Raw genomic sequence first — 22823 nt, 5'->3', positions numbered from 1 at the left:
AAAGGGAAATTAATAAAAGGACGAAATGATGAGCAAACATATTCTGGCCCTGACCGGTATTTCATTACCCTTACTGTTTTCGCACACGGCCAGCGCCGTGTCGCTGGAACAGGCGGTAAAAGAGAGTTTGCTGTGGCATCCACAGGTGAGCGCCTCGGTGAACAGCCGCTACTCTGCGGATGAAGATCTCCGTGCGGCGAGAGGCGGCTTTTTACCAACCTTAAATCTCTCTGCAGGGACCGGTTGGGAACAGACGGATAACTCCAGCACCCGCGCCGCAAACGATCACCGACGTAATCTGCACCGCAGCGAGTCGAGTATCAACCTGAGCCAAAACGTGTTTAACGGTTTTGCCACGACCAGTGAAGTTGATCGCCAAAGGGCGACCGTTAACTCCCGTGCTTATTCGGTGCTGAACACAAGTGAAGTTACCGCTCTGAACGCCATCCAGAGTTACCTGGATGTGCTGATGCGCCAGCGTATGGTGAAGCTGGCGGAAGATAACCTGAAAAGCCATGAGCGCGTGTTCGACCAGATACGCTTACGCACCCAGCAGGGAGTAGGGCGCAAGGCGGATTATGAACAGGCTCAGGCGCGTCTGGCGCAAGCGAGAAACAACCTGCTGACCGAACAGACCAACCTGGAAGATGCGCAGGCAAACTACTTTAGCGTGGTGGGTAGAGAGGCTACCGGGCTATCCATGCCAATGGCAACCAACATTCCGGCGACCCAGGCCGAAGCACATAAGCAAATGCTGGAAAACAGCCCGCTGTTAAAGCAGGCCGATGCGGACGTAGAAGCAACGCGTCAGCAGTATGAAGCGGCGAAATCCCGCTTTTACCCGAGCGTTGATATCGACCTTGGCCGTCGGATGGATAACAACATTGACGGTACGCGCGGTCACGATCAAGAGTGGCAGGCCATGCTGAGAATGCGCTACAACCTGTTTAACGGCGGCAGCGATAAAGCGCAGCTCTCTTCTTATGCCTACAAAATGCAGGAAGCGCAGGATGTTAAACGTAACGCTCTGCGTCAGTTGGACGAAGAACTGCGTCTGTCCTGGAACGCCTGGCGAAATGCCAAACAGCAGGTGCCTATCGCCAAAGACTATGCCGAGCGCAGCGCCGTGGTACGCACTGCCTATCAGGAGCAGTTCAGCATTGGCGAGCGTAGCCTGCTGGATATGCTGGACAGTGAAAACGAAGTGTTCAACGCCCAGCGCCGCTATGTCGAAATGCAGTTTGTCGAAATGTTCACAACTTACCGTATCAATGCGCGCATTGGCGATCTGTTAAAGCAGCTTAACGTCCAGGCACCATCAGCCGCACAACCCATTGAAACGGCAAAATCCCCATCATCCGCACACAGCGATCTCCCTAAGCTGAGATAGCGATTGGGTTGATGAGTAAAAGGCCACCTTCTTAGAAGGTGGCTTTCGCCCAGCAACCGCGCATGGGCATACTCACCGCTCGCAAACGCACGGTATTCATCTTTCTTTACAGGCACAAACAGCGCGTATATCAAAAAGGGAACACGATCCCATCACGATCGTGTTCCCTCGCCGCCCAAACCTTCCCGCCCCTTGCCAGGGAAGTTACCCTAAGCTACTGATAAACAAACGTCACCCCAATAATTGACTGCACGTTGCCCGCCGTCACCTGGCCGCTGGTTCGCGCGTAGTTAGCCGTCAGGCCCAGGCTGACCGCCGACGTGCTGACCGTACCAAGCGACACCGTGCTATTGGTTGGAACAATGTTACCGTTGCGGGTGAGCTGCACGCCAATGCCCTGCGCCGGAGAGGCGGTCGCGGTATTGGTAAAAATCGAGTTGGCGGAGTCCGCCGTTGTCCCCGTGAGGTAATAGGCCAGCTTCTGGCTCTGCGCACAGTACACCGTCAGCGGAATCGCCGTTGAGCCCGGGTAGTCGGGCAGCGTAACCGTCACGTTACGCGCAGAAACGTCGCAGCCGCCCGTGGGCACCACCACATTATTTTTGGCGTAAATGTTCCAGACGAACTGGAAGTCATCGCCGTTTTTGTTGTTGGTCTGACGCAGGATCAGAATCGCGATCAGCGTCCCGGAGGTGATCGCCACGCCGCCCGCAGAGCTAATCGGCGTCAGGTACAGAACGGTTGGCCACGGCTGATCGGTTCTCGAGTTGTAGATAATGCGCGAGGTTTCACTGGTGGTCGGAAACGGATAGTTGCTGCCGTTGTACTTCACGGTGCCAGAGAAGCTCGACAACACGCCGCCGTAGGCCGATCCGCGCTGGAGGGTGACGTAGTCAGTGATGGTCTCCGGGTAGTCGTTATGGCAAAAGATCTGCGTGGAGAGATCGACCACCAGGTTTTGCCCGACGTTCACCGCGGGCGCAAGGTCGACGTAAACGTCAGCGCTGCCGCCACCGATAGGGATCGTCGCCCCGCTGGCGGTCTTACAGGCAAACGACCAGGCATTCACAGACCAAACGGCCAGCAGCAGCGTCGTCAGCAGGGTTATCGCTTTTTTCATGACTCTCTTCTCCTGGTCAGGCGTAGGTATAGGTAACGTTAATCACCGCCTGGATAGTTCCCTGGGTGGCACCGCCGTTTACCGACAGCGCCCTCACCTGCAGCGGAAAACGCGCGGACTGTGATGACTCATCCACCTGCACTGCCGTACTGGTCCCGGTATTCAACGTATTGCCTCCGTTATCCTGTAGCTCAAGCTGGATGTTACGGGCGGTACCCTGATTCTGGTAATAGCCGGTGGCATCAGCGGTGCCGCTGAAGCTGGCGGTTACCCGCGACGTTCCCACCGGACAGTTGCTCAGCTCCAGCGCGACGCTGTGCCAGGCGGAGGACGATCCCGCCGACATTAAACTGAAGGTATACAAATCGCCGAGCTCAACGGCCGCATTGCTGGTTGAAACCGTACACGGTTTCGCCACCACTTTACCGTTGACGGTAATGGTCACATCGGCGGCCAACAGCGTTGGAGAAGCCGTCACCAGCGATACCGCCAGCAGCCAGCTGTAACAGGTGCGTTTCATCAGCGCCTCCGCTTACTGAAATTCAAGAGTGAACGTCGCCGTGGCATTCACGTGGCCCGGCGTAATCGGGAGCTGCGTGGCCATCAGGCGGGCATAAAAGTTCAGCGTATTGGTCTGGCCGGGGGTCAGCGTGGTCCAGGCAATCGCAGAAGACGCCGCATTAAGCGGCAGCGTGGTCTGCTGCCCATCGAGGATTTCAATCCCCATCCCCGCCGCGGCTGATGTTCCACCATCCACCTTCAACAACCGGGTGTTTTCAGCGTCGGCTACCCCAACAAAACCCACCTTCACCGCGCTCACCGCGCCGCCGCAGGGGGAAAGCACAATGCGAAACGGAACGGCTGGCGTGGTCGCACCTACCGTGCTGAACTGCTTAGCCGCGTTGTTCATCAGGTCGACGGTAAAGTCTTTGGATTCACCGGCGACGGCGCAGCCGTTATCCCTGACGTTGCCGCTGATGGTGATCGTGCTATCGGCGGCATACGCGTTCGCAGCGGCCAGCGCGAAAATGGCGCTCAGCCAGTACTGGGGTTTCCTCATCTTCCTTTCCTTAGCGGCACACGGCCGATAGCTGAACTAACGGCTGCTGCTGACTATCGGCTGGCAGGCGGTAGTCCGCCGTGCAGCTGCCGTTCGCACCGTCACCCCATTTGACCCGTACCTTTCCGGCAAGCGGCATCCCGCTCAGGTACACAAGGCCGTTATCGGCGACGATGCTACCGTTCTGGTTGCTGTCTGAAGTCACCATCGCGCCAAACGGCACGGCTTTACCGTCGTAGGTGAGCGTCATCAGCAGCTTCATACCGACATGGGTTTTAAATTCCGCGCGGACAATCGCGCCATGAGTCGGCACAACGCTGACCACCGCATCGTCCAGATCGACGTTATCCGCCAGCGAGTTGGTATCCAGCGCCACGCGGTTTTCCCGGTATTCAGTGGCGTACGGCAGCACCGCATAGCCACGCCAGTCGGTACGTACCCCGGTCTGATTTTCCACTTTTGTGCCTTCCGCACCCGGGGCGCGAATCAGCACGACGGTGTCGTTCAGCGGCTGGCTCAGCGTAATCCCATTGGCGTGAGCCAGTACGCCGCCACTCATGCCGTAATAGAGCTGTTTGATGCCGTCGCTGCGGCTGTAGCCGACGTTGGCGTTGCCGTAGCCGCCGCGATAGTTCAACGAGGCGTAGCCGGTGCTGCCGCTGCTGCTATCCCCGCCGCCCGCATAGCCGGTCTGCACGCTGTAGCTCAGGTTATTCCCCTCCAGCATCGTGCCGTACAGCCCCGCGAGGTTGCTCATTCGCCCATTAAGATCGTCCGACATGCTGTAGCTAGCGCTGGCGTGCCGCCAGGCGGACTGGCTGTCTGAACGCAGCCAGTGGCTGAACGGAATATTGACGTTAATCGCCAGCATCTGATCCCGGCCTTCCTGCCAGGCGTTTTTAGTGCGGCTGTAGCTCAGCGTCCAGTTGATGTCGTTAACCGCCGTGTTCAGGCCAACCTGAAACTGTTCATCCGCATTGCCGGTTCCCCAGTAGGTCTGGTGGCTGCCGCTCACATAAAGCGTGGCGGTACGCCCCAACTGCTGGGTGATGCTCGCCTGTAACCTGCCGCGTTTGCTGTAGGCCAGGTTGTAATAGTCGGTGAATTTTGGCTTCACGTAGACCGGACCATCTTCGGTTTCAACGCTGTGGCCGCTCATCCGCTGATAGGTGGTATCCGCGAAGCTATAGTAGCCACGGGTGGAATAACGGTAGCCCACCAGCTGGATATTGGTGCCCAGATCGCTGAGCGATTTGTTGTACAGAAAACGAACCGATTGACCCTGCTGTCGGCTGTCGTCGGGCAGCGTGGCGTTCGCCTGGGTGATATCCACCGACAGCGCGCCCAGATCGCCCATGTTTTTACCGACCCCGACGTTAACGGCGCGATAGCGGTCCGCCAGTTGGGTGCCGCCATACAGCGTCCACCCTGCCGCCATCCCGTGCAGTATCGTGCTTTGAAAAAACGTCGGCTCTTCCTGCTGATCGTTGCCGCTGCGATATTCCCCGGCGGTCAGGGCATAGCGCGTGCGGCCTTCACGCTGTAGCACCGGCACCGAAGAGTACGGCACGCTGAAATTCTGGCTGCTGCCATCCGCTTCCTTAATGGTGACCTGCAGGTCACCGCCGTTGCCTGCGGCATAGAGATCGTTAATGGTGAAAGGGCCAGGCGGCACCGTGCTGTGGTAAATCTCATAGCCGTTTTGTTTGATAGACACCTGCGCCGTGCCGCGGGCAATACCGTGGATAACCGGCGCAAAGCCTTTCTGGCTATCCGGCAGCATATTGTCATCAGAAGCCAGCTGTGCACCGCGGAAGTTAATGCCGTCGAAAATGTCGCCGTTGGTATAGCTGTCGCCAAGCGTCAAACGCGAGCGCAGCGCTCGAATATCGCGCTCAACCCAGGTGTTAATGTGCTGCCATTTGTTCTGATTGCTCGAACCGCTGCCGCCGCTGCTGTAGCTCCAGGTACTGTTGTCGCGCAGCCGCCACGCGCCCGCGTTAAGCCCGCTTTGCAGGTTTAAATAGGCGTACTGGCTGCTGCCGCCGACCGTGTTATGCACGTTATTGCCGGTAAAGTTGTAGTTCAACAACCCGGCGGTAATCCCGTCATCCCACTGCTCCGGCGGAATATAGCCGCGCGCACGGTTGCCCATAAAGGCCTGCGGAATGGTCAGATACAGCCGCTGCTGGCCTACGTCCAGGCGCTGAGTTGCATCTTTAATCGTTTCGGCCAGCGGCACGCAGGCATCGGGCGCCAGCGCGCTCATGCCGCCGACCGCCGCGGTATTCAGCCCCATAGCGGCCAGTTGGCTGCGCGTCAGGCAGGCAAGCAGCCCCTGGCCGTGTTCGCCGGCGTTGAACGTCACATCACGGGTCGTAATGTAGCCATCGTTCAGGTAGATATCGACGCGGTAGGTCCCCGGCGGCAGTTCCTGCCCCTTCTCAAAACCGGAGAGATCCGCTACTGCGGCAGGATCGTCGGCCAGAAAACGGGGGTTAAAATACAGCTCCGCCTGGGCGAAAAAAGTCGGTGACGCCAGCATAATAGCCACCGGAAGCCGCGCAAGCGCGCTGACCGAGCGTGACGCCAGTTGTCGCAAGCGACGGGCCTCCAAATGGTCGAGGCCAAATTTCAGATATGGCATAGTCCCTCCGGTTCGACATCGCCCGGCCGTCAGTTATTATTCTGTTCTGGGAAAACGAAGACGCTCTCGCGGCTTATCGCATCGCGCCGATCATGCGCGGCGTCAGTGCGCCATAGTCATTAATAGTTCGGTAGGTAATCTCACCACCTGCATCTGCCGGTATTTTGACCCGTGTTTCCCCCATCGGCGGCACCAGCGCATTTTCCAGCACCCGCGTTCCGGCATTCAAATCGGTCACCGTCAGGTAGTAAGGCGTGGGGTTGATAAGCGTCAGCGTGCCGGCATCGCGGCGAAACGTCAGTTTTTCCGCAGCCTGCTCCGGCGGCATAGCCAGTTTGGCCGGGCGGTAATAGAGCTTTATACGGCTGATAATCGCCAGCTGCAGCGTGTTATCGCTGAGTTTTGATTTATCCATCGCCGGAATGGCCTTCACGTTCATCCAGAACAGGCTCTCACGGTCCTGCGGTAGCTGATTATTCGTGGCATCAAGAATGCGCAGGGTGTTCTCTTTTTTACCCTGCATGGCAAACAGCGGCGGCGTAACGACAAAGCGCCCGTCTTTCGCGCCAGCGGCGTTTTCCACCCATGACTGGATCAGATACGTGCTGCTATCGTCGGTGTTGGTTACCGCCAGCGGCACCTGCTTCTGCCCCGCCGGGTAGATGACCCGAGTGGCGCCCAGCGCAACGCCGGCCTGCGCACGGGAAACCAGCCCGCTTGCGGCCATCAGCAGCGCCGCCACCAGCAGGCCACGCATCATCAACGTTATTTTCATGTTTACCCTTGTTGTACTCACCGTCATATCCTGTATTCGGTTAATTACTCGTAGGTCAGAGCGAACCAGGCCTGTGCGTTGGCCGTGCCCCCCACAACCTGACGATCGGTCGAGCGATATTTCGCCACAAAATGCAGCGTCGTCGGTCCGTCGTTGAGTTTGGTCCAGCGAACCGGAGCCTGATTGAGCGGGATGGAGCCGCCCTGGTCATCAAACAGCGCAATGCCAATACCGGTGGCGATCCCCGCGCCCTCACCTACCGAGAGAATGTTGGGATCTTTACCGTCGGCGACGCCCTGAAACGACACGCCCACGCGCTGGCTGACTTCCGTACTGCAATCTTCCAGATGAATATCAAACGCAATCGGCCTGGATTCTTCACCTACGGCGTGAAAACGATGGCTGCTGATTTGCCCCATGGTCACCGTCATCATGCGGTCACTTGCCGCGACGCTACAGGCTTCGGCGATAACAACGCCCTGAAACCGCATACTTCCGCCAGGCAGCGTGACGTTCCAGCGATTCCCGGCCAGGGTGACGGTAGGCAGCAGAAAAATCAGCAGTCCCCATTTCATCCATTGCATGGTTATCACCTCTGTTCCTTTACCAATAGCGAGCCATCCTGGCCCGGTCAGCATCCCTGCTTTAGGGATTACTCGTACTGCACTTTGAAGGTTGCGTCGGCGTTCGCGGTACCGGCCGTTGCCGCACCGGTCGCGTAGTAGCGCGCCTGGAACGGAATGACGTTGGTGCCGTCGTTCAGCGTGGTCGCGTTGCTGAAGGTTGCGCCATCCAGCGCCAGCGGCGTACCTTTGTTATCCAGGATCTGCACGCCTACGTTGGTCGCGCCGCCGGAAGCGGAGCCCTGCAGAGCCAGCACGGTGGTATTGGTGGTATCAATCGCCGTACCGGAGAAGGCAACGGACGCCTTGGTCGATACGTTGGTATCACAGTCGTTCAACTGGATATTGAAACCGACCGCCGAGCTGGTGCTGCCCGCCGTTGCCAGTTTTGCTGAACGCACCTGACCCATCTGTACGGTCTGATCAACAGAGCCCGCATCGACGGCGCAGGCCGCGTTAACCACTTCCCCTTTAAAATGAACGGTGCCGCCGTTAACGGTGGTAGTATCTGCCGCCAGCGCAGCCGCTGAACTCAGAGACAGCGCAGAAATAATTACCAGCGCAACTTTATGAAAGCCCATAAAACCTACTCCTTATTAATTGAGAATATTATTCTCAGCGTGTTACAAACAACGATGAAGGCGGGCACCAAAGGCTCCACCTGACGTACTAAATTTATTTATGTAAAAACGACTCGTTCCCAACAATAGGCATGATTATCCGGATGGCTGCAATAGCGCTACCATCGAGGGTTTAGCTTTGATATATCCAGATAAAACGAGATTGTCGCGGCACTATTCCCACGCAGACCAAACATCTTTTTGGTCTTCTGCCTCAAATAATAAATATGCTTTTCGCTGAGTCCTGCCAGTTTATTTATTTGTGAGACGGAATACCCTTCGCAGAGATAGCGAAAGACAATCATCTCTTGTTCAGAGAAACCTCTCTGGTCAAAAATAGTTTTACTCGCCTTGTACAGGCATGAGTAAAGCTCTGAAAAGCTAATCTTTTCAGAGACTAGCCAAGGAAACGGCCCCTGAAAAGCATAGCTGGAGGAAACATCCATCTTGTATAACAGTATAATTCGGCAATGAGACGTAGACGAAGCCAATAAGCCGAGTATCCGATGTCGCTCAACGATATCAGAAATATAAACAATAAAAATGTCGCTGATCGAGGTGCGTAAATAGCACTTCGACCGCAGCTGCCAGGAGTGGATTGTCGAAACGTTACCATCCTGAATAACTTCGTCGTCTTGCAATGCCAAAAGAAAAAAACTGTTATCCGAGATAATACACTGCCTCATATATTACCCCAACGACCATGTCCGAATTTTTTATTTAGTATCCATAATTCCTGATTCTAAAACTGAGTTACCTAAACTTCGGTTTAATTATATACACAGCCAATATATATCGTCAAAAACGATCAATTCATTATTATTGATAGATATCATCAATTGATTTTATGAATATAGATCGCCCTAATCGATCAATTGCTTAATAAAAACAAGAAGATCAATGAAATAGGGAAGGTGCGAATAAGCGGGGAAATTCTTCTCGGCTGACTCAGCCATTTCATTTCTTCATGTTTGAGCCGATTTTTTCTCCCGTAAATGCCTTGAATCAGCCTATTTAGACCGTTTCTTCGCCATTTAAGGCGTTATTCCCAGTTTTTAGTGAGATCTCTCCCACTGACGTATCATTTGGTCCGCCCGAAACAGGTTGGCCAGCGTGAATAACATCGCCAGTTGGTTATCGTTTTTCAGCAACCCCTTGTATCTGGCTTTCACGAAGCCGAACTGTCGCTTGATGATGCGAAATGGGTGCTCCACCTTGGCCCGGATGCTGGCTTTCATGTATTCGATGTTGATGGCCGTTTTGTTCTTGCGTGGATGCTGTTTCAAGGTTCTTACCTTGCCGGGGCGCTCGGCGATCAGCCAGTCCACATCCACCTCGGCCAGCTCCTCGCGCTGTGGCGCCCCTTGGTAGCCGGCATCGGCTGAGACAAATTGCTCCTCTCCATGAAGCAGATTACCCAGCTGATTGAGGTCATGCTCGTTGGCCGCGGTGGTGACCAGGCTGTGGGTCAGGCCACTCTTGGCATCGACACCAATGTGGGCCTTCATGCCAAAGTGCCACTGATTGCCTTTCTTGGTCTGATGCATCTCCGGATCGCGTTGCTGCTCTTTGTTCTTGGTCGAGCTGGGTGCCTCAATGATGGTGGCATCGACCAAGGTGCCTTGAGTCATCATGACGCCTGCTTCGGCCAGCCAGCGATTGATGGTCTTGAACAATTGGCGGGCCAGTTGATGCTGCTCCAGCAGGTGGCGGAAATTCATGATGGTGGTGCGGTCAGGCAAGGCGCTATCCAGGGATAACCGGGCAAACAGACGCATGGAGGCGATTTCGTACAGAGCATCTTCCATCGCGCCATCGCTCAGGTTGTACCAATGCTGCATGCAGTGAATGCGTAGCATGGTTTCCAGCGGATAAGGTCGCCGGCCATTACCAGCCTTGGGGTAAAACGGCTCGATGACTTCCACCATGTTTTGCCATGGCAGAATCTGCTCCATGCGGGACAAGAAAATCTCTTTTCTGGTCTGACGGCGCTTACTGCTGAATTCACTGTCGGCGAAGGTGAGTTGATGACTCATGATGAACCCTGTTCCATGGCTCCAGATGACAAACATGATCTCATATCAGGGACTTGTTCGCACCTTCCCTAGAGAATTTGTTTTTAGGATTTTTCTAAGAATAAGAAGTTATACGTATTGATATACGCCACGCGCAAATTGTAATTTTATGTAAAATTTATATCCTGATGCGCAATTTAACTTAATTTTTACAAACATATAAATTGATCCAGATCAATTAACGCCATTTAAACAAAAATACCATAATTGATTCGCAAGGGATTCGCGCTGCAGAATTTACCCCTGAAAGCGTATCTATTACGACAGCTAACTACCTGATAAAGAGTATAGACGTCGTTTTGCGACCTGGATAAACGCGTGCAGGCTGGCGTGGCGATGCGGGAATAACAAAGAGGGGGGTTACAATCTAATAACAGAAATGACCAGGCATAGCGTCCCATGATAAACGCCACGCCTGAAGAAACGATTAGCGCAGTTGTTGCAGCACCTCGCCGGCCAGCGATTCCGGGTTGGCAAATCCTGCGCCTACCCGATGCGTCAGCAGTTTCGAACCGTACTGGCGGGTGATTTGCGGCAGACAGGCATCATGAAACGCCTTAAGATCGGCAAAGTAGTCCAGCGAATACTGGCTTTCTCCGGGTCGACCTCTTGCCCGGCAGGCATCAAAGCAGGCCCTTGCATCACGGTCGATGTACACCACCAGATCGATCGGCGGGTAACACTTAAGATAATGCTTAATTTGATAAAAGTAGGACATATAGCGGGCCGACGGTTGCTCGGTGGTCAGAAAATTCGCGTGGCAGAACACAATATCGCTAAATAGCGAACGCTCAATCACATAATTTCCCTCCGCAATATTGCTCAACAGCGCCTGGCGGCTGCGAGTGATATATAGCTGAAAAGCCACCCGGGCATCCGCATCATTGGGGCTTTCCACAAAAAGCTGAAGCAGTTCCAGAAATACCGGGTCTTCATCGACAGGCTCCCGAACAACCGTCCAGACGCTACCCGTCTGTTTCGACAGCGCCTGGGCCAGCGGTTCGAGCAGCGTGGTTTTTCCTGCGGCGATATTCGCCTCAATGGCAACAATCTGCATTGCACTATCCTTAGGCAGGCTCCCCCTCTTTACAGGGGGAGCGTCGGGCTATGATTTTTTCGCGCTGTATACGTCTTCGCCGGAGAATGTCGGCTCGGCCCAGAAGTTGATATTAAACTGCGCATCGTCGGTCATCTCGATACGGTGCCAGTACTGCGGAGGACTGGTTGCGAAGCTGCCGGCGTTGATGACCACTTTCACTTCCGGCTCGGTTGCCTGCTCGTCGGCGAAACCATAGTAGGTCACGGTCCCTTCCATCACGCACAGCTGACCAAAAATGCCGGCGGCAGTATTGTGGTGGCTCAGCAGCGCCGCAGGAACATTATCTTTGGTAAAAAACGGGGTTGAACGTTTGATGGTCCAGTTTTTCGGGATTCTGCGATGGCTCATATTCACCTCCAGCTCTATAAGATGCATTTAAAATACATCTTATAATTTTGCCTGTAAAGCCATTTTGATAATAAATCTCATTATCAAATGAACAACATTCTTCGTCAGCCATCACACTTTTGCACATCGCCATTTGTCGACAATCGACATTTATATACAATTTAAATGTCGAAAAACAACAGAGGCTACGCATGAATCCGCTCGCTTTTACCATCTCGCAAGAACAGAACGTCGATACCTGCCACCTGGCTGACCTGCCGCTGGCCGAAATGCTGTCGCTGCTGAACGAACACGACGCTCGCGTACCGCAGGCCATTAGCCGCGTGCTCCCGCAGGTTGAACAGGCTGTACGGCTGATTGTCGCGCAGATGAAAAGCGGTGGCCGGCTGTTTTACGTCGGCGCCGGTACCAGCGGTCGCCTGGGCGTACTGGACTCCGCCGAATGCCCGCCAACCTTTGGCACCGACCCGGATCGGGTACAGTCGGTCATTGCCGGTGGGCTGGACGCCATGCTGCGCGCCGTGGAAAACGTCGAAGATGACACCGAAGCATCGGTAGCCGAACTACGCGCTCGCGGGCTGAACGCGCAGGATGTTGTTCTCGGTATTGCCGCCAGCGGGCGCACGCCGTTCGTGATGTCGGCGCTCGACTACGCGCGCCAGATTGGCGCAAAAACCATTGCCCTCACTACCCGTGGCCCAGGTCTCATCTCGCAGCAGGCAGATGTCGCGGTAGCCCCGGACGTCGGAGCCGAAGCGCTGGCCGGTTCAACACGGATGAAAAGCGGTTCCGCGCAAAAAATGCTGCTCGGAATGATCAGCACCGCCACCATGATTCAACTGGGACGCGTTCACGGCAACCTGATGATTGACGTTAAAGCCTCCAACGAAAAGCTGCTACGCCGGGCTGAACATATGGTGGCGCAGATTTGCGATGTCGATAATGCCGAGGCGCAATCGCTACTACGCCCGGTGAACTACAACGTACGTGCGGCGGTGCTGAGCAACCTGCTGAATCTCTCCCCGCAGGCAGCGCTGGCGTTAGCCGCTCAACCCTTTGTCGCCCTAAAAGATCAGCTATTATCAGGAGCCGCTCATGGCCAATAAAATAGAACATCTGGAGCATATCGCTAACGCCATTGAGGAACATATTGGCGGCTTCGACAACGTCGTCACGCTGACCCACTGTATGACCCGCGTGCGCGTGGTGCTGCGCGATCGCGGCCGGTTTAACGCCGAAGCGCTGCGTAAAACCGACGGCGTGAAGGGCGTGGTAGACGCCGGGGAGCAATTCCAGATTATTGTCGGTGCGGGTACCGCCTCGAAAGTGACCGGCATCCTGACCAAACGCCTGAATCACGCCGGCGTCACGCCAGCGGTAGACGACAATGTGCGTAAACCCTTCTCCATTCGCCGCAGCCTGAATATCCTGGCCGCCATTTTTGTCCCCACGATCCCCGCGCTGATCGGCTGCGGGCTGATCCTTGGGCTGGTCAACGTCTGCCGCTTGATTGGCCCCGAGTTTGTCGCCAGCCATCAGGATCTGTTTGCGCTACTGACGGTGATGGGTAAAGCGGTCTTTACCGTACTGGCGGTGATGATCGGCATGAATACGGCGAAAGAATTGCAGGCCTCCCCCGCTATCGGCGCGGTGATGGCGGCAGTGCTTGCCGCGCCGGATCTGGCCAATATTAAACTCTTCGGCAGTGCGTTGACGCCGGGCGGCGGCGGGATTTTCGCCGTGCTGCTGGTCTGCGTCTTTGCGGCAAAATTTGAGCTGTGGTTCCGTCGTTACTGCAAAGAGAGTCTCGATCTGATTTTAACGCCGATGGTCACGATCCTTGTGTCATCGCTCGCCGCGCTGTTGATTCTCCAGCCGCTGGCGCACGCGGTAAACCAGTGGCTGGGCGATCTGGTGGCGCTGTCTTTGCTGAATAACTCCGCGGGCTCGGTCGCCGTTGGCGCGCTGCTCGGCGGCGGCTTCCTGTTCCTGCTGTTGACCGGCTTACACCAGGGGCTGATTCCGATTCATGCGCAGATCCTCGACACGTTCGGGCTCAACTATCTGTTCCCGATTCTGGCGATGGGCGGCATGGGTCAGGTTGGCGCAGCGGCCTACGTTTATTTGAAAACGAAAAATCCGCGCCTGAAAAAAACCATCTCCGGCGCGTTACCGGTCGGCATCATCGGCGTCGGCGAGCCGCTGCTGTTCGGCGTCTCTCTGCCGCTGGGTAAACCGTTTATCGCCGGCTGCATCGGCGGCGCGGCGGGCGGCGCAGTGATGGCGGCCTGCAAAGTGGGCATTATCATTCCCTTCGGCACCGCCGGGCTGTCGCTGCTGCCGCTGGTTGGCGCCGGACAAATTCTGCCTTTCCTGCTGGCGGTACTCAGCGCATGGATTGTAGGTTTCATCGCCGCCATGATCCTGGGCTTTACCGATCCGCAAGAATAGTCATAATCAGGCACTGGGCGCACCGCGCCCTTTCCCACGACGAGAGATAAGGTACGTAATGGAATCGATCATCAGCAAAATTCAGGCCCTGGCAAATGCCAAAACCAGCGGCGATCGTCGTATCTCGACATTCCTGATTGCACGAAATTTTGATATTTCCGATCTCAGCGCTACCCGTATGGGGCAAGAATTGGGCATCAGCGACTCGTCGGTTATTCGCTATGCCAAGGCGCTGGGCTGTAGCGGTTTCCCCGAGCTGAAGCTGCGGCTTGCCGCCGCCAGCCGCCCCCAGCAAACCGCTGGCCGGCAGGAAATCTATGAGGGTATTGAGGCGGACGATCCCACCGATCTGATGATTGAGAAGGCCAGAGTACTGTTCGCCAGTAAGATCGAACGGTCGCTGGATCTTCTCGACGCGCCCATTATCGACACCTGCGCCCGGAGACTGATCGACAGCCGTAAGATCGTGCTGGTCGGTATTGGCACCTCGGCGCTGATCGCACTGGATATCAACCACAAGCTGATCCGCTGCGGTCTGAACGTCCAGTTCAACTACGATTACCATACGCAGATTGTGCAGGCTTCTCTGCTACAGCCCGGCGACGTCCTGCTGGCGGTATCCGCGCGCGGCGAAACGGCGGAAGTGGTTGAGGCGCTAAGCCTGGCCTGCGAGCGCGGGGCGCACACGATGGCGATTACCCGCTACGGTAAAAACAAAGTTAGCCAGCTTGCTGAATATGTGATCCCCTATTGCTATAGCGAGGCGCACGAGAAGCTCGGTATGGTCACACCGCAAATCTTACAGATGATCGCCTTCGATATTCTGTTCTTCCGCATCAACAGCCTGGTCTCGCCGGACAGCATGTCCACCGCGCTGCGCACCATCGATCGACGCCAGCAAAAAGGCGGCACGTCATGAAAATGGGCAAAGATCCCGACTACCGATTTTCGCTCGCCAATGAGCGCACGTTCCTCGCATGGATACGGACCGCGCTGGCGTTTCTCGCCACCGCAATCGGCGTCGATATCTTGCTGCGCGAGCATCATCTGGGGGTCATGCGTCACGGCCAGTGGCTGGTTATTCTGCTCGCGCTGGTCGCCATTTTCGCCGGTGGCTGGGCGTTTTTGCGCTGGTATCAAAACGAAAAAGCAATGCGGCTGGAACAGGCTTTTTGCTATAGCCGCAGCCTATCGCTATTGACTGGCGTACTGATGCTGCTGGGCGCGCTGGTGATTGGCCTGGCGCTATGATCTCGCGCGATCCGGGGTTACAAAAAGAGCGCACCCAGCTTTCCTGGGGGCGCAGCTCGTTGGTACTGGCGGCGATGGTGATGATGCTGGTCAAGCTCGGCGCGTTTTTTGCCTTTCAACTGGCGCTGGTCCTGATAGGGCTACGGCTGATTCTGGGCGCCGTCAGCGCCCGCAAAAAGGAGCTGGCCCAACCGGAAATCTGCGTCAACGCGCGAGTGATAGGCCGACACTTATGGCTGTCCCTGAGCGTGGTACTCGCCGGTATCTGGTTCCTGTTGCACCGCTAGCGAGCCGACGCTTTAGCAATCACCACCGGTACGCTTTTATACGCTGGCGTCAGGCTTTGGCTGTCTACCGCGTCCAGCGAGAGCAATACGTTGGCTTCCGGCAGATAGGCGCCGAGCGATCCCGCGGCCATACTGTAAATCACCACGGTCAGACCGTACATCGCGCGATCGACGCTCGGCGTTCCGCTCTCATCCAGCGCCTGGATGTTAATCACGTCGCCTTCCGCCAGCCCGCGCGCGTCGGCTTCCTGCTGGCTTAAAAACGCCACATCGCGGCGGCCGCTAATACCCCGATAGCGATCGTTCATACCATAAATGGTGGTGTTGTACTGATCGTGGCTGCGCAGCGTTGCCAGCACTAAGGCTTCGGCGGGCTGCTGCTCGCGCTCGACGGCGCGCCGCTGGCTGACCACAAAATTGGCCTTGCCCGTCGACGTATGCCATTCGCGGCGCGATGCCGGCGTATCCATACGGAAACCACCCGGCGCGACAATGCGGGCATTGTAATCGGCGAACGCCGGAATCACGTCGGCAATCGCTTCGCGAATCAGGTCGTAGTTGCCCACCAGCGCTTCCCAGTTGACCGGCGAGTCCGGCAGCGTGGCCCGCGCCAGCCCGGCGACAATGGCCGGTTCCGACTTCAACCAGCGCGAGGCCGGTTTGAGCGCACCGCAAGAGGCGTGCACCATCGACATGGCGTCCTCCACGGTGACGGACTGAATGCCGCCTGCCTGTATATCGCGCTCGGTGCGACCCAGCGCCGGCAGCAGATAGTTGTGCTGTGCCATCAGCAGATGCGAGCGGTTCAGCTTGGTCGCCACATGAACCTGGAGATCCAGCTTTTTCATCGCCTCAAAAGTACGCTGCGGCTGCGGCATCGCCACCGCCAGGTTACCGCCCAAGCAGATCAGCGCCTTCGCCTCGCCGCGTTCAATCGCGCGAATGCTCTCAACGCTGGCGCGCCCGTTCTCACGCGATACCTGAATACCAAAGCGTGCTTCCAGACGCTGAAGGAAATCCTCTGAGGCGGCTTCGTTGATGCCTACCGAACGATCGCCCTGCACGTTTGAGTGGCCGCGCAGCGGGCAAATTCCCGCGCCGGGTTTGCCAATATTTCCCTTCAGCAGCAGCAGATTGATCAGCTGCTGAACGTTTTCGGTGCCGTTCTTATGCTGCGTGATCCCTAAGCCATAGCAAATGATGGTGGCATTAGATTTATCATAGCGGTAGGCAAGATCCTCCATCTGGCTGCGGGTCAGGCCGGAATCCTGCTCCAGATCCGCCCACTGGCAGCGGTGCAGATCATCATACAGCGCCTGATAGCCGTGGGTATGCTCAACCAGAAACGCGCGGTCGAGGCACGGTTCCTGGCCAAGCAAAATACGGGCTTCATCCATTTCAATCAGCGCTTTCATCACCCCTTTTAGCAGCGAAGCATCGCCACCCATTTTGACCTGATAATAGTCATGGCTGAGCGCCGTGAAATGGCCTTTGAACATGTCGGTCGGGCTTTGCGGGAAACTAAAGCGTTCCAGGCCACGCTCTGCCAGCGGGTTGATCGCGATGATGCGTGCGCCGCGCTGCGCAACTTCCCGTAAGGTGCTCAGCATGCGCGGGTGGTTAGTCCCCGGGTTATGACCAATACAAATGACCAGCTCGCAATGTTCAAAATCCGCCAGCTCAACGGTGCCTTTGCCCAGGCCAATCGCCTGCGTCAGCCCGACGCTGGTCGGCCCATGGCACATGTTGGAGCAGTCAGGGAAGTTGCTGCTGCCGTATTCCCGGGCAAAAAGCTGGTACAGAAACGCCGCTTCGTTGGAGGTACGCCCGGAGGTATAAAACTCGACCTGCTGCGCAGAGGCATAGCTGCGCAGGCGCGCGCCGATTTCCGCGAAGGCAACCTGCCAGTCAACCGGCTGCCAGGTATCGCTTTCACGATCGTACTTCATCGGATGGGTTAACCGGCCGCTGTTTTCCAGCTCATAGTCACTGTATTGCCACAGTTCAGCGACGGTATGCTGGCGAAAAAATTCCACCGAGGCTTTCTTGCTGGTCGTTTCCCAGGAAACGGCTTTTACGCCGTTCTCGCACAGCTCCATCGGCGAACGATGGCCCGGGTCAGGCCAGGCGCAGCCGGGGCAATCAAAGCCCTTCACCTGGTTCATGCGGAACATGGCGATAATATCGCGCGCAACGGCCTTTTGTGAAAATACCGAAGCGGCGACCGCTTTCACCGCCCCCCATCCCCCTGCCGGCCCTTGATAACCGCTTACACCCGGAACGCCGTTGTTCATTTTTACCGCTTATTTTTTACGCCCTTTCAATAGCGAATACGGTAGCAAGTTCCCTTGCCTAATGATTTCCTCTTCACGGGGTACGGTGGGCGTACGCTCAACGGGTTAGTGCGCTGCCCCCAACGGGTGGCATAGTGCGCGCGTTTTTGCCTGGTCATGACGTAAAACACGCACGGACTCCACATGAAAAAAGGGGTTGATCTGATACGAACAACCTCTTATTTTCTTGTCTCTTTTTTCACTGGGCCCTGTGATGTCGACGATGACAAAATCGAACACGTTGGTAAGCAGCAGAATAATAATAAAAATAAGCTGAGGAATTTCTTATGTTGTTATTTATTGGCACCGCCGCCGTCGCCTTTCTGGCATCGCTGATGCTGATCTGGCTTGACGACAGAATTGCCGAACCGGAATAAATTCGGGGAGGGGGTTCCGCGCCAGCCATTGGCGCGGAATATCAAATACTACAGTGACTTAGCCAGACGTTCTACGGCGGTCATCAGCCCGTCTTGCGACACCGTTGAGTAGGATAAACGCAGCGTGCGGGTATCCGGATTGTCGTTATAGAACGCTTCACCCGGCACATACACCACGCCATTTTCCAGCGTTTTTTCCAGCCATTTCATGGTATCAAACGGATAGCGGAAACGCGCCCACAGGAACATCCCGCCTTTCGGACGACTGAATTCCAGATGCTCGACCAGACGACTTTCCAGCGCGTCGGCCAGCGCATCGCACTTCTTACGGTAATCTTCACGAATCAGCGCGATCTGGCTTTCCAGGCGATTCATGGTGAGATACTCCGCGGTAATCACCTGTGACAGCATGTTGGTATGCAGATCCGCCGCCTGCTTCACGATCACCGTTTGCTGTGCCAGCCAGTCCGGCATCACGATCCAGCCGATACGCATTCCCGGCGCAAGAATTTTCGAGAAGGTTGAGGTGTAAACCACGCGATCTTCACAGCCCAATTCCAGCGCGTGCTGGTACAACGGGCGTTGCACTTCGTCCGTAAAGCTGATTTCACCGTACGGATCGTCTTCAATAATGACAAAGTCATACTGCTTCGCCAGCTCAACCAGACGGCGGCGGCGATCGTCACTCAGGGTTTTGCCGCCCGGGTTGCCGAAAGTGGGCACCAGGTACACGGCTTTAACCCGCGTGGTCGCCAGCCGTTCGGCGAGCTGCTCTACCAGCATTCCGTTGTCGTCGGTATCAACGCTCAGAATATTGGCCTGCGCCAGCTGGAACACCTGTAGCGCCGCCAGATAGGTCGGGCGTTCAACAACAATCGTGTCGCCCGGATCGAGCAGGGTGCGCGCCACGATATCGAGCGACTGCTGCGAACCGGAAGTGATGTAAACATGGCTTGCCTGACAGGCCACGCCGCGCGCCTGACACAGTTCGCTGACGGCCTGACGCAGCGGCGGATAGCCTTCGGTCAGCCCATACTGGAACGCATCGTTGAAGCGTTCGCGCATCACCTTCTGCACCGCCAGCTCCAGCCCTTCGGTATCAAAAAGCTCCGGTGCCGGAATGCCGCCGCCGAGCGAAATAACACCGGGCAGTTTACTGTGTTTGAGGAGTTCGCGGACGGCGGAGGGTTTAAGCTCCCGCGCGCGGGCGGCGAGTCGCCTGTCGTGCATACTATGTTCCTTTTCTGTCTTGTTGTTGTGTTGATTGCAGGCTTTCTTTACGTCGGCCTGATAAGCGAAGCGCCATCAGGCAACCCAACACAGATTGCCGGATGGCGGCTCCGCCTTATCCGGCCTGCTTGCCTTTATTCGTTATCTTTAATGACCACCAGCGGTTCGATATCACTCTCTTTTTTTATCACCAGAGAATCATCGCCGCGCAGGCAGGTGCCGCCGTAGTTACCGCCGACGGTAAAGGTACATACCTGAATATATTTTCCGGCCACGTTTGGCAAGCACCAAAGTTGCTGGTAAATATTTTTCCGATCGACGAATTTCCCGCTGGTCTGATCCAGCAGCTGGTCGTGGCCGCTGACCAGATCGATATTGCTGCCGCAGCGCCCGGAAATCGGCTTAATGGCGTAGCCCGTTTTCGCCAGATGCTCGCTGACTTCAAAGTCGGTATCCAGCAGGTATGGGTGGTTCGGGAACAGTGACCACAGTACCGGGAGGATCGCTTTGTTGCCGGGGATCACCGTCCATAGCGGTTCAAAGACCATCACTTCCGGGCGTAGCAGCACGTCGATCAGGCGGACTTCGCCATCAGGGCTGCCGGTACGAATCGGCACCGCCGCGTACTCGTCTTCGCTGACCTCGCGCACCTGCTCAATGGCCGTTTCCCATGCCCAGGTTTTCCACACGCAGTTCACCAGCCGTCCGTCACCGTCAATCAGCTGGCCGGCAGCATCCCAGTGCAGTTCATCAAGACCGTGAAGAATTTTGCTCTCAAAGCCCGCCTGCTCCAGCGCACGCTGCATAAACTGCGCGTGGTAGTTCTCTTCCAGATCCTTGTCCTGCATGATGTGCACGAACGGCCGTGCCAGGCTGTGCTTCCACGCGCCGACCAGCTCACCCAGCAGATCTTCCGCTGGGTTATGACCGTTGCCGCGATAGCCGGTTTTCAGCCACTGTTCGAGGATCAGCCCGCCTTCGGTATGACAAGAGGCGGAGTCGGCGTTGTACTCGTACACCTTCAACCCGCGCTCATCCATGCAGAAGTCCATGCGCCCGGTAATCATGTCGTGGCGGCGGCGCTGCCACGAAAGGCGCAGACGCGGCCAAAGAATTTTCGGAATATCAAACAGCGCCAGCAGGTTATCGTCGCGCATGACTTTATCGGTGGCGTGGAGATACATCAGATGCATCTCGTTAGTCGCCTTGATGAGCTCCTGCTCCGCGCTCTCGGTCATGGTGAAGTACTGGTACGGATCGCGGTTAATCACGTGGCCGTTTGCCGCGATATAGGCCTGCTGGAGCGAGTCTTTTTCGTTCAACCATTCACCGTCGAACTGACCGTGGTTGTCGAGGCGTGCGCCGCCCAGCTTCAGCGCTTCACCGGCAATGGCCGGCTGGGGCAGGCTGTAACGCGCATCGTCGGTCTGGATCATCCAGCCCAGAATCGTCGTGTCGTCGAAGGTATCATGCAGCGTGTAGTGCCCGTCTTTTACTTCCAGCGTCAGCTCGCGCGTCCACTGCTGCCCTGCCGGCAGCGGCGAATGCAGCACGTTCTGTTCGGCGATACGCACCTTATTCCCCAGCAACTGGGTAATCACCGCCACGTGGCCGGTTTCGTTAAACTCGCCGCCTTTCTGCCAGATAAGCAGCGAACCGACGAGCGGCGGGCGACGGGAGCCGTTGGCAAAAGCCTGTAGCGGCAGGATGGCGTCGTTCACCACCTGGCGCAGATAGCGCAGGGAGAAGATTTCATAGGCCATGCTGACGTCGGTGAAGACAAAACCGTAGGTGATAAACAGGAAGCGGCGGGCAAACTCAACGCACTGCCATTTGTGGCCCATGTATTCGTTATCAATGTAGCTACGAAACGAGGCGTCGTCAGGCATGTCGCCCGGTTTTAAGCTGCTGTAATTCGAAGAGTAAATCGCTACGCCACCCGGCGCATACCCCAACAACGTGCCAAATGGGGCGTCACTATTGGTACTTCCCGTGCTCATGAACCTTCCTCAAACGCGCGTCGCGATTTTTATCGCCCCGCACGTTGAAATTAATCCAACAAAAGTGGATTAATCATACACCCGTGCAGGCGAGGATGGCCGCTGCGGAGGAAAAATATTCATCTGAAAAATGGGCATCCACAATACCTGGCGGTTTCAGTACGCGGGATGCGCGGCAGGTTAGCGCGGATTTTTGCCTGAGGCTGCTAAACTTGATTGTCCAAACACATCATCAATATAAGGCGAGCGATTATGTCAGAGAACACCTATCAGCCACCCAAAGTCTGGGAGTGGACGCAAAACAGCGGCGGCGCATTCGCCAATATTAACCGCCCCGTCTCCGGCGCAACGCATGAACAGACGCTGCCGGTTGGCCATCATCCGTTACAGCTATACTCCCTCGGCACGCCGAACGGTCAGAAAGTCACTATTATGCTTGAGGAACTGCTGGCACTGGGCGTTACGGAGGCTGAGTACGATGCGTGGTTAATCCGTATTGGTGAGGGCGACCAGTTCTCCAGCGGTTTTGTCGAGGTGAACCCGAACTCGAAAATCCCGGCGCTGCGCGACCACTCGACCACCCCGCCAACCCGCGTGTTTGAGTCCGGCAATATTCTGTTGTATCTGGCGGAAAAGTTTGGCCACTTCCTGCCAAAAGATCCGGCAGGGCGTACTGAAACCCTTAACTGGCTGTTCTGGCTTCAGGGCTCTGCGCCGTTCCTCGGCGGCGGCTTTGGCCACTTCTACAACTATGCGCCGGTGAAAATTGAGTACGCAATCAACCGCTTCACGATGGAAGCCAAACGCCAGCTCGACGTGCTGGATAAACAGCTGGCACGCGGTCGCTACGTGGCGGGCGAAGAGTACACGATCGCCGACATCGCCATCTGGCCATGGTACGGTAACGTGGTGCTGGGCAACGTGTACGGCGCGGCGGAGTTCCTGGATGCCGAAAGCTACAAGAACGTAATGCGCTGGGCGAAAGATATCGCCAGCCGCCCGGGCGTGCAGCGCGGCCGCATGGTGAACCGCACCAGCGGCCCGTTGAATGAACAGCTGCACGAGCGGCATGACGCTAGCGATTTTGACACCAACACGGAAGATAAGCGTCAGCAGTAGCGGCGTTAATCGGGCGCT

Annotated in this window: 20 protein-coding genes; 7 read left to right on the top strand and 13 right to left on the bottom strand. The window is 56.3% G+C overall.

Features of this window, described 5'->3' with window-relative positions; translation table 11 throughout:
* The first annotated feature begins 28 nt into the window (after positions 1-28).
* Complete coding sequence (locus tag H7R56_RS03900; protein WP_413782711.1) at positions 29-1390, top strand: TolC family outer membrane protein; 1362 nt, start codon at positions 29-31, stop codon at positions 1388-1390.
* 214 nt (positions 1391-1604) lie between these two features.
* Here H7R56_RS03900 and H7R56_RS03895 read toward each other — a convergent pair whose 3' ends face one another.
* From H7R56_RS03895 to H7R56_RS03850, 10 genes are all read right to left on the bottom strand, one after another.
* A complete protein-coding gene (locus H7R56_RS03895; protein ID WP_106929751.1) occupies positions 1605-2510 on the bottom strand; it encodes a fimbrial protein in 906 nt (301 codons plus the stop codon).
* A gap of 16 nt (positions 2511-2526) precedes the next feature.
* Positions 2527-3030: a type 1 fimbrial minor subunit FimG gene (locus tag H7R56_RS03890; RefSeq protein ID WP_106929749.1), complete on the bottom strand. Its 504-nt coding sequence runs from the start codon at positions 3028-3030 to the stop codon at positions 2527-2529.
* 12 nt (positions 3031-3042) lie between these two features.
* Positions 3043-3570 carry a type 1 fimbrial adaptor subunit FimF gene (locus H7R56_RS03885; protein WP_106929747.1) on the bottom strand — a complete coding sequence of 176 codons (528 nt, stop codon included), beginning with the start codon at positions 3568-3570 and terminating at the stop codon, positions 3043-3045.
* A 10-nt stretch (positions 3571-3580) separates the two neighbouring features.
* Positions 3581-6217 (bottom strand): fimbrial biogenesis usher protein, encoded by a 2637-nt coding sequence (locus H7R56_RS03880; RefSeq protein ID WP_106929745.1) that lies wholly within the window; start codon positions 6215-6217, stop codon positions 3581-3583.
* 73 nt (positions 6218-6290) lie between these two features.
* Positions 6291-6977, bottom strand: a complete 687-nt coding sequence (locus tag H7R56_RS03875) for a fimbria/pilus periplasmic chaperone (RefSeq protein ID WP_181358036.1) — start codon at positions 6975-6977, stop codon at positions 6291-6293.
* A gap of 59 nt (positions 6978-7036) precedes the next feature.
* Positions 7037-7576 carry a type 1 fimbrial minor subunit FimI gene (locus H7R56_RS03870; protein ID WP_106929743.1) on the bottom strand — a complete coding sequence of 180 codons (540 nt, stop codon included), beginning with the start codon at positions 7574-7576 and terminating at the stop codon, positions 7037-7039.
* Between the two features lie 68 nt (positions 7577-7644).
* Complete coding sequence (gene fimA, locus H7R56_RS03865; protein WP_106929741.1) at positions 7645-8196, bottom strand: type 1 fimbrial major subunit FimA; 552 nt, start codon at positions 8194-8196, stop codon at positions 7645-7647.
* 1094 nt (positions 8197-9290) lie between these two features.
* Positions 9291-10271, bottom strand: coding sequence for an IS5-like element IS5 family transposase (locus tag H7R56_RS03860; protein ID WP_000019402.1), 981 nt, complete (start codon positions 10269-10271; stop codon positions 9291-9293).
* A gap of 466 nt (positions 10272-10737) precedes the next feature.
* Positions 10738-11367 (bottom strand): deoxynucleoside kinase, encoded by a 630-nt coding sequence (locus H7R56_RS03855; protein WP_106929737.1) that lies wholly within the window; start codon positions 11365-11367, stop codon positions 10738-10740.
* Between the two features lie 48 nt (positions 11368-11415).
* Entirely contained in the window at positions 11416-11757 is a 342-nt protein-coding gene (locus H7R56_RS03850; protein WP_106929735.1) for a TehB family protein, read from the bottom strand.
* A 191-nt stretch (positions 11758-11948) separates the two neighbouring features.
* Here H7R56_RS03850 and murQ point away from each other — a divergent pair, with 191 nt between their 5' ends.
* Genes murQ through H7R56_RS03825 form a run of 5 tightly spaced genes read left to right on the top strand, consistent with a single transcriptional unit; the run spans position 11949 to position 15746 of the window.
* Positions 11949-12863: an N-acetylmuramic acid 6-phosphate etherase gene (gene murQ, locus H7R56_RS03845; protein ID WP_106929733.1), complete on the top strand. Its 915-nt coding sequence runs from the start codon at positions 11949-11951 to the stop codon at positions 12861-12863.
* Positions 12853-14208 carry a PTS transporter subunit EIIC gene (locus H7R56_RS03840; protein WP_106929731.1) on the top strand — a complete coding sequence of 452 codons (1356 nt, stop codon included), beginning with the start codon at positions 12853-12855 and terminating at the stop codon, positions 14206-14208. The genes murQ and H7R56_RS03840 overlap by 11 nt, the downstream gene beginning before the upstream one ends.
* 58 nt (positions 14209-14266) lie before the next feature.
* Positions 14267-15127 (top strand): MurR/RpiR family transcriptional regulator, encoded by an 861-nt coding sequence (locus tag H7R56_RS03835; protein WP_106929729.1) that lies wholly within the window; start codon positions 14267-14269, stop codon positions 15125-15127.
* Positions 15124-15459 carry a YidH family protein gene (locus H7R56_RS03830; protein WP_106929727.1) on the top strand — a complete coding sequence of 112 codons (336 nt, stop codon included), beginning with the start codon at positions 15124-15126 and terminating at the stop codon, positions 15457-15459. The genes H7R56_RS03835 and H7R56_RS03830 overlap by 4 nt, the downstream gene beginning before the upstream one ends.
* On the top strand, positions 15456-15746 hold the full coding sequence (locus tag H7R56_RS03825; RefSeq protein ID WP_182928516.1) for a DUF202 domain-containing protein: 291 nt from the start codon (positions 15456-15458) through the stop codon (positions 15744-15746). The genes H7R56_RS03830 and H7R56_RS03825 overlap by 4 nt, the downstream gene beginning before the upstream one ends.
* Here H7R56_RS03825 and H7R56_RS03820 read toward each other — a convergent pair.
* From H7R56_RS03820 to gss, 3 genes are all read right to left on the bottom strand, one after another.
* Positions 15743-18040 carry an FdhF/YdeP family oxidoreductase gene (locus tag H7R56_RS03820; RefSeq protein WP_106929723.1) on the bottom strand — a complete coding sequence of 766 codons (2298 nt, stop codon included), beginning with the start codon at positions 18038-18040 and terminating at the stop codon, positions 15743-15745. The genes H7R56_RS03825 and H7R56_RS03820 overlap by 4 nt on opposite strands.
* Positions 18041-18504: 464 nt before the next feature.
* Positions 18505-19686 (bottom strand): aminotransferase-like domain-containing protein, encoded by a 1182-nt coding sequence (locus tag H7R56_RS03815; RefSeq protein WP_182928515.1) that lies wholly within the window; start codon positions 19684-19686, stop codon positions 18505-18507.
* A gap of 134 nt (positions 19687-19820) precedes the next feature.
* On the bottom strand, positions 19821-21686 hold the full coding sequence (gene gss / locus H7R56_RS03810) for a bifunctional glutathionylspermidine amidase/synthase (RefSeq protein WP_106929719.1): 1866 nt from the start codon (positions 21684-21686) through the stop codon (positions 19821-19823).
* Positions 21687-21938: 252 nt separating this feature from the next.
* Between gss and yghU the strand changes: the two genes are divergently transcribed.
* Positions 21939-22805: a glutathione-dependent disulfide-bond oxidoreductase gene (gene yghU / locus H7R56_RS03805; RefSeq protein WP_106929717.1), complete on the top strand. Its 867-nt coding sequence runs from the start codon at positions 21939-21941 to the stop codon at positions 22803-22805.
* The last annotated feature ends 18 nt before the right edge of the window (positions 22806-22823 follow it).

The sequence above is a fragment of the Klebsiella sp. WP3-W18-ESBL-02 genome (assembly GCF_014168815.1).
GTDB classification, from domain to species: Bacteria; Pseudomonadota; Gammaproteobacteria; order Enterobacterales; family Enterobacteriaceae; genus Kluyvera; species Kluyvera ascorbata_B.
Note: the sequence above shows the minus strand (reverse complement) of the source record. Positions and strands in the feature narration are given on the sequence as shown.